Origin of the sequence: Alysiella filiformis (assembly GCF_014054525.1) — a bacterium.
GTDB lineage: Bacteria > Pseudomonadota > Gammaproteobacteria > Burkholderiales > Neisseriaceae > Simonsiella > Simonsiella filiformis.
This window is the reverse complement of record NZ_CP059564.1, coordinates 411,535-423,926: the sequence shown is the minus strand read 5'-3', so window position 1 is coordinate 423,926 and position 12,392 is coordinate 411,535. Positions and strand designations below refer to the sequence as shown.

Below are 12,392 nucleotides of genomic sequence, written 5' to 3'. Positions count from 1 at the left end.
AGTTCTACTACAAATGACAAAGCTTACTGATGACTCAGTCATCACCAAAAATACAAAATCAATACAAACACAAAACCTTTGTTTTATTGGCTTCCCAATTTACCCCCTTTACGTTTGGCGACCACAGCGGTTTGGACCCACTCCTTCCCTTCCCGAACAGGACAGTGAAACATCCCTGCGCCGATGATAGTATACTCCGTATGCGAAAGTAGGTCATCGCCAAACTCCTTATTCTCTACCCCAGCTCCTTTTATTTTATTAGGTGCTGGGGTTTTGCTTTTTTGTTTATCCATTCAATTTATCCATCAATTTAAACCACATGATTTTAAAAAGATTTTGACCTTTTTAGCGCAAGCTCACATGATTTTAAAAATAAATCTCTATAATGTGCTGCCTGAAAGGAAAAATCATGCAATTTAAACACATTATTTGGCTAATGATGCTTGGTTTTGTGGCTGCTTGCGGTGGTTTACAGCCGCAAAATGCCCAAGCGAAACCTGCTTTATCTTCCACTTCTTCTGTTTTGTGGCTGCCTGCTGATGGTTTTGGGGTTCAACCGCCACCTTCGCAATACCATGCGAAAATCAGACAAATCATTCAATATACCAATCAATTACGCGCTGAAAAAGGGCTGCCTGCACTCAAATACAATGCCAATTTGGCGGCTCATGCACAACGCCGTGCGGAGGAAGTGGTGGGGCGATTTGATTTAAACCACTACCGTCCTGATGGAAATATCACATGGAATCAGGGTATTGTGGGCAATGCGGGCGAAAATTTGGCAGGTGGCGATGAAAGCGCACAAAAAACGGTATTACAACAATGGCGCAACAGCCCCAGTCATTATGCCAATATCATCAATCCAATTTACACCCAAATTGGCGTGGGTTTGGTGTATGTGGCGGGGAGCAAATATGGCTACCATTGGGTACAAATTTTTGGTGATGATAAAACGAAAAGCCAGTATTCGTTTGACTTATCGCCAGCCGCGCAACAGCACCGTTTGTTGGCGGTCAGTGCGAACATTACCACTGCGAAACCCAGTGAGGCTGTTAATTGGCTGTGGGTTGGCAGCAAGCAAATTCCTGTGAATAAGTCTGCGAATGATTCTTGGCTGACTTTTTTGCATGAACAGGATTTGGTGCGGATAAATGGCTATGCCAATACGCGTTTTGGCGTCATCAAAACGGGGAATGGACGACAGAAGGTGTATTATTTTGGCAAAAACACGGATTATGAAAATATGCCGCAATCGGGTTCAGGCAGCTACAAAGGCAAAGCGGTGTTGGTCAATCAACAAGCGGTGCAAACCGATGATTTATCAGTACAATTTCAAAGTTATTTGGGTCAGAAAAAATTGGTGGGCACATTGTTTGCAGGCAAACAGAAAATCATGGATTTGGATTTGAATGTGCGCGGTACTTCGTTTCACAGCCCTGCACATTCGGCGGTGGAAATTCAGGGCGCGTTTTTTGGTAAACGTGGCGATGAGTTGGGCGGCGTGTTTTATGACCACCGCACGGGTTGGTATGGCGCATTTGGCGCGAAACGTTGATTTTTGTCGTGCGGCAGGCAGCCTGAATGCTTTTAATGATAAAATATTCCCTGTTTTTTATCTTTGATTTTGTGTTGTTGCCATGAAATTTCGCCTGAATTTGCTTGCCCTTGCCCTGATGTTGGCGTTTCCCTTTGCGCGTGCCGAGAGCGTTCGTCCCACCAAACAGCTTGTGAAAACGGTGGCTGCCGAAGCGGCTTTGGAAACGGCAGAGCAAATTGCGACCCACATTCAGGCAGCCAGCGAAGTGGCTGCACCCAATGAAAATGCCAAACCCAGCAAAAAAAACAAATTCAACTGGAAATTTTGGCAAAAAAAACAGCCCGATGACGACACGCAGCCTGAAAACGAAGAACCCACCGTGTTTGAACCCACGCACCCCGTTGAAATTCGCGTGGACAACGAAGACATGAAAAAATTGCTCAACGAACATTTGCCCCTGTTGAGTTATCAGCGCAAAGAAAAATTGGACGCAGAACAAATCGGCTATCTTGCCGAAGATGCGCCAAGTGATGCGAAAAAATTGTTGCGTACCGAAGGCTATTTCAATGCCAATATTCAAATCAAGCCGAAAAATCAAGGCTTTATTTTGGAAGTGGATTTGGGCAAACGCACCCAAATTGACAACGTGAACGTGGCAATCGTGGGTGACATCATGCAGGATACGGATTTGGGCAAATACTACAAAACCGCATTTTCCAACTGGAAACAGCCTGTGGGCGCACATTTTCGTCAAGAAGATTGGGCAAGCAGCAAAGCCGCCGTGTTGTCGGCGGTAACGCGCAAAAAATACCCATTGGCAAAATTCGCCCAAACCCAAGCCACCATCAACCCCAATACCCAACAAGCCGATTTAAACGTGGTGGTGGACAGCAATCGCCCCATTTATTTTGGCGATTTTCACATTACAGGCAGCCGCCGCTATCCCGAAAGCATCATACGCGGTGCCGCCAATTTCCGTGCTGGCGATGCTTACGATTTGGACAAATTGCTGGATTATCAACAGGCTTTAGAAAACAACAGCCACTATTCAGGCGCGTCTGTGCAAGCCGATTTTGACCGCATTGAGGGCGACAGGGTGCCTGTGAAAGTGTCGGTGTCGGAATTGCAAAGGCAGAAATTGGAAGCAGGTTTGCGCTTTGATTCGGAATATGGCGTGGGCGGCAATGTGGGTTATGACCACTACAATTTGTTCAATCGCGGCTATGTGGGTTCGGTGGTGTGGGATATGGACAAATACCAAACCACCTTGGGCGCAGGCATCAGCCAGCCACGCAACCAAAAAGGGCGTTATTTAACCTCCAATTTGACCTACAACCGCAGCACCACGCAAAAATTGGAAAAGCGTTCCATCAGCACAGGCGTTTGGCAGGTGCATGAACGCCCCAATCACGAATGGCGTTTTGGCACAGAATTTGTGATGGAAGACAGTCGCATTCCCGACAGCAAAGTCCATTTGGGTAAAAGCCACGCCACCATGCTCACCGCCGCGTGGAAAATGCACAATATGGAAACACAAATGCGTCCTGCCAATGGCTATTATCTTGATGCGAAAGTGGGCAGCACGCTGGGCAAGGTGTTGTCATCGGCAATGATGGCGCGTGCTTATGGTGGGGCAGGGTATTATTTTACCCCTGAAAACAAAAAATGGGGCACATGGGTGGCGCGTGGCAACATTGGCTATGTTTACACCAACCAACAAGAAGCGGCAGGCAAAGTGCCAACCAGCTTGATGTTCCGCACAGGCGGTGCGGCAACCGTGCGCGGCTATGAATTGGACAGCATTGGTTTACGCGCCCCCGATTCCAACGCGGTGTTGCCCGACCGCGCCATGGCGGTGGCAAGTGGCGAATACCAATATCCCATTAAAGATGATTTTGCTTTGGCGGTGTTTCACGATGTGGGCGGTGTGTCGCGCACGTTTCAGAGTGTGAAATGGAAACATGGCTCGGGCTTGGGCGTGCGTTGGTTCAGTCCTGTTGCGCCGTTTTCGTTTGATTTGGCGTATGGGCATCAAGACAAACGGGTGCGTTGGCACATCAGCTTGGGAACGCGGTTTTGAAACAGCTTTGATTGGCTTGCAAAAGTAAGCCAAATCCATGTTTTATCAGGAAAATGGTGCAAAAAGTTGCACCCTACATTTAAATGAATGAACCCTAAATTGAAAAATGGGCGGATGTGAAATCCGCCACTGCGTCAGTTTAAAAGTGGGTTTGCAAAGGTCTCAGTCTGAAACCTTTGCAAAACTCAGTTCATAGGGGCAAATTTCACATCTGTCCTGTTTAGACTTGCAGAAATTTTTATTTTTATCAATAATGTGAACTCGGAATAAGTCACTGTCAATTTGCCAACAAACCTGCCCTCTCTCCCTATGGGAGAGAGTTGGAGAGAGGGCTTGTTGAGCAGCATACCCTCTCCCCAGCCCTCTCCCACAGGGAGAGGGAGCAAAGTGACTTAAATTTATCAATCACTTTTATCCCAAAATCGCGTTATCAATAAATTAAAAAGGGCAGATATGAAATCTGCCCCTACGAATTGAGTTTTGCAAAGGTCTCAGGCTGCCTGAAAATGTTTTTTAGGGATAAACCGTTGGGCATTGATTTATTTGGCTTACTTTTTTAAAAAGTAAGTCGCCGAAGGCAAAAATGTCATTTTGTCGCATATCCCGTCAGGCTGCCTGAAAAATTCCCACAAACAAAACGTGGCTTAACGCTATAATTTGGTTTTTTGCAAAAATGCGTTTGTGTTTCGTTTTGTATGGTTAATCTTTATCAAATTCTCGAATTGCCGATTGACGCGACCACGGTTGAAATCAATGTGGCATTGCGAAAATACCAACAGTTGCCCCACGCCAATCCCAAAATCGTTCGCGCTGTGGACGAATGGCTGCTGGTGGGCGCAACCCGCAAACGCTACAACGCCCGTTTACGCGCTGAATTTCCCGAATTTTTTCAAAATGATGAATATGAAATAGAAGAAATTGCCGAAGAATACGACACCGAAAGCGAATGCGAATACGATTTTTTTGACACCTACACGCCCAAATTGTGGTCGCCCAACAAGGTGGCGGTGGCGGCGGTGGTAATTTCGCCTGTGTTGGGGGCGGTGCTGACGGCAATCAACTGGCGCGAATTGGGGCGCGATGATTGGGCTACACCCCAGCAATTATGGGCAAAACGTTTTGTTTATGCTCATTTTGTTTTGGCGATACTGGCAATTTTAACCAGTTGGGTGTGGGTGCTGTTTTTGGGTTCGGTGCTGGCGGTGTGGTGGTGGTGGCATGGTGGCGGTCGGGCGCAATACCGCTTTGTGAACGCGCATTTTGCCGATTTTGTGCCGCAATCGTGGCGCACGGCTTTGATTGGTGCGGTGGTGGGGTGGTTTGTGTATTTGTTGGCGGCATTTTTTATGTTGCTGTTTGCGGTGTTGTTGGGTTTGGCATAATTGAACTTGGGATAAATAACTGTCAATGTGCCAATAAACCAGCCTTCTCTCGCTGTGGGAGCGCATTGGGGAGTCGGTTTTTTTAAACAGGCATACCCTCTCCCCAGCCTTCTCCCACAGGGAGAGGGAGTGAAGTTGCTTAAATTGATTAATGACTTTTATCTTTTTAAATGATGTGATTGGCTGGACTGGCTTTCAGGCAGCCTGAAAATGTGTTTTGCGTGATGACTGATACGATTGTGAATACCCCCCCGCACCCAAAAAACGGAAACGCACGCCTTTGCGTTTTGTGGCATCGCTGTTGAGCTTGACGCTGACGCTGTTGGTGTTGGCAACGGTGGGCGGTGTGATTTGGTTGCTGGGCAGCGAAAATGGTTTGCGTTTTGTGCTGTTGCGTTTGCCGCAGTTGGCGGCTTTGCCTGTGGCTGTTGAGGCGCAAAGTTTGTCGGGCAGCTTGTGGCGTGGTTTTTCAGGCAGCCAAATTCGCATTCGCACCGAAAGTGCCGATATTGAATTGTCGGCTTTGGTGTGGGATTGGCAAGCCGATGAGTTGAAAAATCGCCATTTGCACATCAGTCGTTTGGCGGTGGGCGATGTGCACATTTCGCCCAAAAATGTGCCGCCTCAACCGCAATCTGAACCGCCAAAGCTGCCTGAAAGCCTGACGCTGCCCCTAACGGTGGCGGTGGACAAACTGGAAGTGGGGCAAATCACGCAGGGCGATGACAAAACCATTTTGCTTTCTCGCGCACAATTATCTTATCAATACAATCATTTAAAGCATGATGTGAACATTGCTGCGCTGCAAACGCCGTGGTCAAACAGCACGGGTCAATTATCGCTGGCAAGCGCATCGCCTTATGCTTTGCGTGGCGACATGACGCTGGCTGGTGTGTTGGACGGCATTGCGGTAAACGGCGATTTGCGGCTTTCAGGCAGCCTGAACGATGTGGCGTTGGCAAGCAAACTCACAGGTTTGGGCATACACATTCATGCCGATACGCAAGTTCAACCTTTTGCCCCCACTTTGGGCGAAAAAATTGGGCACATTCGTTTAAATGGCGAAGGGGTTAATCCACGCGCGTTTTTGCCGAATTTGCCCAAGGCGAATTTGTCGTTTTCTGCCAATGTGTTGCCCAATTTGAATGCGGACAATATGGGCTTGAATGGCGATGTGGTTTTGCACAACAAACACGCTTTGCCTGCCGACCAAAATGGCATTCCCGTGCGCCAGTTGCAGGGCAAATTTGCCATCAACCAAAGCGGTGCGGTGGAAATTGACCATGTGCATTTGGCTTTGATGAAAAAGGGCGAAGTGTCGCTACACGGCGGCATTTATGCCCAAAAGCAAACTTTGAATGTGCAAGCCAGCCTGAAAAATGTGGTGGCTGCCGATTTGCTCAACAACCCATTTGCGGCAACGCTCAATGGCAACATTCACGCCACTGGCACGTTCAGCCAGCCTGTTGCCCAATTTGATTTGGCAAGCGAACAAGCCAAGGCAACGGGCAAGGTTCAATTACACACCGATGCGAAAAATGGGCAACAAACCGTGCGGATAGAACAGGCAATGATTCAACCACACCATGGCGGCAAATTGAATCTTTCAGGCAGCCTTGAATTGTTCCGCGACCAAAAATTGCAAGCCAAAATCGCCAGCGAGCAATTCAATCCGCGCAAATTGCACCCCAGTTTGCCCGAAGGCAGCATCAATGGCACGGCTGATGTGTCGGGCGAGCTGGCAAAATTGGCGTTTCGCAGCACCATGGCGTTTGCGCCATCGCAATTATCGGGAACGAATTTGTCGGGCGGCGGCAAAGTGTCTTATGAAAACAACCATTTGAGTCAAGCCGATGTGTCGGTGGTGCTGGGCAGCAATGTGTTGAAAACCCAAGGTGCGTTTGGCAAAAAAGGCGATACTTTGGCGGTGGATTTGAACGCGCCCAATGTGGCACAATTTGGCTTTGGCATGAGCGGCTTGTTGCAAGCCAAGGGACACATCACGTCCACCGCCGATGGTTTCACGCAAGTGGAAGCCAAGCTGGACGGACAAATTCGCCAATTACACATTCCGAATGCCGTGAAGGTGCAACACCTTGATTTTAAACTGCACGGCTCGCCCGACCCCTTGCGTCCTTTGGAGATTGCGCTCAATGGCAACGGCATTGTCGCGGGCAATACCGCCATAGACCGCACGCAAATTGCCCTCAATGGCACTTTGCGCCAACACCAATTAAGCGGTTCAGGCAGCCTGAAAGTGGACAATAAGCCGCTCAACATCAATGTGGCAGCGCGTGGCGGTTTGAGCGAAAGCCAACAATGGGCTGGTGTGGTGGACAAATTGGATTTGTCGGGCGGCTTGAATTTGCATTTGCACAATCCCATGCGGCTGGAAGCGAGCCAACAGCGCGTTGCCATGAATGCGGCGCGTTGGCAAGCCTTGGGCGGCAGCTTGGTGTTGGACAATTTTGTGTGGGACAAACAGGCTGGCTTAACCACCAAAGGTCGCGCCGACAACATTCATTTCAGCGAACTGCATAATTGGTACAAACCGCCCATTGAGCATAATTTGGTGTTGGCGGGCGATTGGGATTTGGCATACAGTCAAAGTCCGCGCGGTTATTTGAATTTGCGTCAGCAGGGGGGCGATGTGGTGTTGCCCACCGCGCGTAAACAAAACCTGAATCTGCAAAATTGGCGGCTCAACACCCAATTTAACGCCAATGGCATCAACAATAAATTGAGTGGCGACACGCGCTATGGGCAAATTTCAGGCAGCCTTGACATTTTGCAAGCCTTTGGCAATGCACCTTTGAGCCAAGCCCCCATACACGGCAAATTCGTGTTTCATTCGGCAGATTTGGACACGCTCCGCAGCCTGTTGCCTGTGGGTCAAACCGTGCGCGGCAAACTCACGGGCAATGTGGACATCAACGGCAAACTTGCCGACCCCCAAATCAACGGCACACTCAATGGCGAAGGCTTAAACTACCGCAACCGCGATGTGGGCATTGTGCTGGCAGATGGCAGCCTGAAATCGCATTTTGAAGGACAAAAATGGATTGTGGACGCACTCCAATTCAAACGCGGCAAAGGCAACATCACACTCACAGGCACCGCCAGCTATCAAAACAATGCGCCCGATGTGGACGCAAAAGTGGTGTTTCATCAATACCAATTGCTGGACCAACCCAATCGCCGCCTTACCGTTTCAGGCAGCACCGATTTGCAATACACCCAATCGGGCATTGCCCTTTCAGGCAGCCTGAAAACCGATGAAGGGCGATTTGGCTTTCAAGAAAGCAGCGCACCCACACTAGACGATGACGTGGTGGTATTGGGCGAAACCCAAGCAGCCCCCAGTAACACCGTTCCGCTCAACATCAATTTGGTGTTTGATTTAAACAACCAATTTTATTTTAGCGGCGAAGGCTTAAACGTCAATTTGGGCGGCAAACTCACGCTCACCGCCAAGCCGCAGCAAGAAATGCAAGCCGTAGGCAGCGTTCATGTGGTACGCGGACGCTACCAAGCCTATGGACAAGATTTGTTGATAAAAAAAGGCATCATCTCCTTCATCGGGCCACTTAATAAACCCAATCTCAACATTCGCGCCGAACGCCGCAATTCGCCAGTGGGCGCAGGCGTAGAAGTATTGGGCAATTTGGACGTGCCACGCATCAGCTTGGTGGCAAACGAACCCATGAGCGAAAAAGACAAACTTTCATGGCTGATTTTAAATCGCGCCAGCAGTGGCAGCAGTGCCGATGAAGCCGCCATTGCCACCGCAGCAAGTGCATGGCTTGTAGGCGGTTTAAATGATAAAATGGGATTGGTAGATGATTTTGGCTTAACAAGCGGACAAACCCGCAACGCCAGCACAGGCGAAATGAACCCCGCCCAACAAATGATTACCTTTGGCAAACAACTGTCGCGCGATTTGTATTTGGGCTATGAAGCAGGTTTGGGCAATGCCAGCCAATCGGTTAAGCTGGTGTATCAATTAAGCCGCTCATTCCGCGCCATTGCCCGCGCAGGCACCGAATCATCGGGCGCAGAAATCAAATATGTGAAACGATTTGACGGCTTTTCTGAAAAAGAACGCCAAAAAATCAAAGCATTAGATGAAGCAGAACAAGCCCAATCCCAATAAACCCGATTCAGGCTGGTGTTGTGCCAGCGCAACAGGCTGCCTGAATCCCCAAACCCAAAAGGCAAATGGATTATGATTAACCAATTTGAAATCAGTAATTACGTCAAAAAGCAAATTCAAACCTATTTGAGCAACAAAGAATGCGACTTGGCAACCGCCATGAACGATGAAACCATGAATGCCGATGTTGCCGCCATTTTGCACGATGGTTTTCCGACCATGGTCAAAAAAATCTATTCGCTGCCCAAATTTCAAAGCTTTTTTTGGGAAAAACGCGAATTGTTGCAACAGCACATCGCCAACCGTTTGGCAGCCGCCGATAAACCGCGCAAAGGCAAATAAAAAGCCCTTTCAGGCAGCCTGAAACGCCATGATTGATGAAAAAATGAGTCAAATTCCCTTATTTTTACTGCTTTTGTTGGCAATGCCAACATGGGCGCACACCGTTTGTCTTTACGATGAACACAGCAGGCGAACCGACCGAATTGAATACGAATCACGTTTTACCGCAGACCGTGCAGCACCCAACGAATATCATGTTCAAATGAAAGACGTGCAAACAGGCAAAATCCTGTTGCCATTGAGTGCAAATTACACCGAAAGTTTTTGGTTTTTCAATTCACACCCTGAAAAGGCGTGTTTTTCACACCGCACTTGGTTACGCAATAACCGTACCAATAAGATAGAAGCATTTGATGCCAAAGGCAATTATTTGGGATACGAACCCATGACCACAGGCGATGGCTATTTGATAGACGAAAGCGATGATGGCTTTTTACCCATCAGAAATGGCAACAAATTCGGTTTTGCCGATGTAAAAACAGGGCAACTTCGCATTTATCCGCAATATTTTGCCGTGAACCCATTTGAAAACGGTCGCGCCAAAGTCAGTTATTCGGGGGTGGTCAAATCGCATTCCAACACCGATTGGATACCTGTTTATTTGTCCGACCAATGGTTTTACATTGACCAACAGGGCAATCGGCTGCCCGAATCCGCGCCGCAAGACGATTTGAACCAGCCCCATCTTTACAGCCAATACGACATGGTGGGGGAAGGGTGGCGACAACGTTTGCTTTGGGGCGATTGGGGTAAGCACATTCGCCATTTTTGGGCAGAAAAATGATTTTCAGGCTGCCTGAAACAGCAAAACCCACTTTTAAGCTGACGTAGGGGGGGATTTTATATCCGCCTTTTGTAATTTATTGATAACGCGAGTTCGGAATAAAAGTGATTGATAAATTTAAGTCACTTTGCTCCCTCTCCCTGTGGGAGAGGGCTGGGGAGAGGGTATGCTGCTCAACAAGCCCTCTCTCTCACGTTTTCCCATAGGGAGAGAGGGCGGGTTTGTTGGCAAATTGACAGTTACTTATCCCGATTTCACGTTATTGATAAAAATAAAAATTTCTGCAATTCTAAACAGGGTGGATATAGAATCTGCCCCGTTTGTGCTTGCTGGCATTTTCATTGTTATTGTGAACCAAATACACAATAAGGCATCATGATGTAGGTTGCAACTTGTTGCACCAAGTTCATGTTTTATCTGAAAAATGGTGCAACAAGCTGCACCCTACACCACAAAAAAGGGACGAATCATTGATTCGTCCCCTATTTGATTTCAAAATCAAAAGATTAGGCTTTTTTCTCTTCGCTGGCGATGAATTTGTAGCACAATGCGCCAATCACGCCGCCCACAATCGGTGCAACCCAAAACAACCACAGTTGCCCAATCGCCCAAGAACCTTGAAACAACGCCACGCCCGTAGAACGCGCAGGATTCACCGAAGTGTTGGTAACAGGAATGCTAATCAAGTGAATCAAAGTCAATGCCAAACCAATCGCAATGGGGGCAAAGCCTGCTGGTGCGCGTTTGTCGGTTGCACCCATGATAATCATCAAGAAAAATGCCGTCAGCACCACTTCAATCAAAAATGCCGAAATTAGGCTGTAACCGTGTGGCGAATGTTCGCCATAGCCATTGCTGGCAAATCCTGCTGCCGCATTGAAACCTTCTACACCCGATGCAATGGTGTACAACACCGCACCTGCTGCAATCGCCCCCACCACTTGCGCGGCAATGTAGGGCAACAAATCTTTTTTATCAAAACGACCGCCCACCATCAAACCCACCGATACGGCTGGATTGAAGTGTCCGCCTGAAATGTGTCCCACCGCATAAGCCATGGTCAAAACCGTTAAGCCAAATGCCAGCGATACGCCTGCGTAACCAATGCCCAATTCGGGAATGCCTGCCGCCAACACCGCGCTGCCGCAACCACCAAATACCAACCAAAATGTGCCAAAAAATTCGGCAAAATACTTTTTCATGATGTTTCAAACTTTCAAAAATAGATTGAAAAAAGATTGCTCGCCACACAAAAATGGCAAAACGGCGCACATCATAGCCATTTTTCAAGGGTGCTGGCAGGGGGATTTACACGCTTTTGCTTGATTTCACGGTAAAGCGCATTTCAAGTGGCTTTGCAGCACCCCACAACATAGACAGAAACCTTTGCAAAACCTACTTTTAAACTGACGTAGGGGCGGATTTCATATCCGCCCTTTTTTCAATTTATTGATAAGAATGAAAATTTCTGCGAACCTAAACGGGACAGATATGAAATCTGCCCCTACAAACCGCGTTTTGCAAAGGTTTCAGACAGCCACACACCAAAACGCATTGAATATTCAGCAAATGGATTGTGTGGCGCGGTTACTGGGTTGGTATTTGGTTTTTTGCTGCCATTGTAAACATGGCAAAAGCAGCCTGAAAACGCATTGTTGATGTTTTCAGGCTGCTTTTTTTGATTTTATCCCCGATGAATGGGGCAATTATTCCGACACAAAAATGTTAAGTATGATTACAAAAGATGACGGTCTTAATCCCCGATGAATGGGGCAATTATTCCGACAATCCACAAAAGAATTACGTACCAAATTCACACAGTCTTAATCCCCGATGAATGGGGCAATTATTCCGACGTTCTACGTTCCGCACATTCACCCCTGCTATGGCGTCTTAATCCCCGATGAATGGGGCAATACTTACTTCAACTTGACTGCTGATGGCATTGGTTTCGTCTTAATCCCCGATGAATGGGGCAATTATTCCGACCGCACCCTTGTGTTTTTCTTTCGTAAAATCAATACATTGCAAGCCAAAATTTTTAAGCCAAAAATCTTCACAAACGAATATACTTTTTAACAAATTCTTAACACCAAATGCAATCGGAATCCAAC

Annotated in this window: 8 protein-coding genes and 1 rRNA gene; 8 read left to right on the top strand and 1 reads right to left on the bottom strand. The window is 47.8% G+C overall.

The features are described 5' to 3' along the window. The first annotated feature begins 113 nt into the window (after positions 1-113). From rrf to H3L97_RS02125, 7 genes are all read left to right on the top strand, one after another. Positions 114-225, top strand: a 5S ribosomal RNA gene (gene rrf, locus H3L97_RS02155). 184 nt (positions 226-409) lie between these two features. Further along, positions 410-1,555, top strand: coding sequence for a CAP domain-containing protein (locus H3L97_RS02150; protein WP_179655846.1), 1,146 nt, complete (start codon positions 410-412; stop codon positions 1,553-1,555). A gap of 82 nt (positions 1,556-1,637) precedes the next feature. Continuing rightward, positions 1,638-3,617 carry an autotransporter assembly complex protein TamA gene (locus H3L97_RS02145; protein WP_097114502.1) on the top strand — a complete coding sequence of 660 codons (1,980 nt, stop codon included), beginning with the start codon at positions 1,638-1,640 and terminating at the stop codon, positions 3,615-3,617. Between the two features lie 695 nt (positions 3,618-4,312). After that, positions 4,313-4,999, top strand: a complete 687-nt coding sequence (locus tag H3L97_RS02140) for a hypothetical protein (RefSeq protein WP_097114503.1) — start codon at positions 4,313-4,315, stop codon at positions 4,997-4,999. A gap of 280 nt (positions 5,000-5,279) precedes the next feature. Then, positions 5,280-9,152, top strand: coding sequence for a translocation/assembly module TamB domain-containing protein (locus tag H3L97_RS02135; RefSeq protein ID WP_182073087.1), 3,873 nt, complete (start codon positions 5,280-5,282; stop codon positions 9,150-9,152). Positions 9,153-9,224: 72 nt separating this feature from the next. Then, a complete protein-coding gene (locus H3L97_RS02130) occupies positions 9,225-9,494 on the top strand; it encodes a hypothetical protein (RefSeq protein ID WP_097114505.1) in 270 nt (89 codons plus the stop codon). 43 nt (positions 9,495-9,537) lie between these two features. Continuing rightward, positions 9,538-10,278 carry a hypothetical protein gene (locus H3L97_RS02125; protein WP_143269148.1) on the top strand — a complete coding sequence of 247 codons (741 nt, stop codon included), beginning with the start codon at positions 9,538-9,540 and terminating at the stop codon, positions 10,276-10,278. A gap of 506 nt (positions 10,279-10,784) precedes the next feature. Here the strand turns inward: H3L97_RS02125 and aqpZ are convergent. After that, positions 10,785-11,480, bottom strand: a complete 696-nt coding sequence (gene aqpZ / locus H3L97_RS02120) for an aquaporin Z (protein ID WP_097114508.1) — start codon at positions 11,478-11,480, stop codon at positions 10,785-10,787. A gap of 631 nt (positions 11,481-12,111) precedes the next feature. On the opposite strand from aqpZ, the gene H3L97_RS02115 reads away from it, so the two are divergent. Beyond that, entirely contained in the window at positions 12,112-12,357 is a 246-nt protein-coding gene (locus H3L97_RS02115; RefSeq protein ID WP_182073086.1) for a hypothetical protein, read from the top strand. The last annotated feature ends 35 nt before the right edge of the window (positions 12,358-12,392 follow it).

Bases quoted from the DNA above. Each gene is read 5' to 3' on its own strand.
- H3L97_RS02150 (WP_179655846.1), top strand. From the start codon at position 410: ATGCAATTTAAACACATTATTTGGCTAATGATGCTTGGTTTTGTGGCT.
- H3L97_RS02145 (WP_097114502.1), top strand. From the start codon at position 1,638: ATGAAATTTCGCCTGAATTTGCTTGCCCTTGCCCTGATGTTGGCGTTT.
- H3L97_RS02140 (WP_097114503.1), top strand. From the start codon at position 4,313: ATGGTTAATCTTTATCAAATTCTCGAATTGCCGATTGACGCGACCACG.
- H3L97_RS02130 (WP_097114505.1), top strand. From the start codon at position 9,225: ATGATTAACCAATTTGAAATCAGTAATTACGTCAAAAAGCAAATTCAA.
- H3L97_RS02125 (WP_143269148.1), top strand. From the start codon at position 9,538: ATGAGTCAAATTCCCTTATTTTTACTGCTTTTGTTGGCAATGCCAACA.
- aqpZ (WP_097114508.1), bottom strand. From the start codon at position 11,480: ATGAAAAAGTATTTTGCCGAATTTTTTGGCACATTTTGGTTGGTATTT.
- H3L97_RS02115 (WP_182073086.1), top strand. From the start codon at position 12,112: ATGAATGGGGCAATTATTCCGACGTTCTACGTTCCGCACATTCACCCC.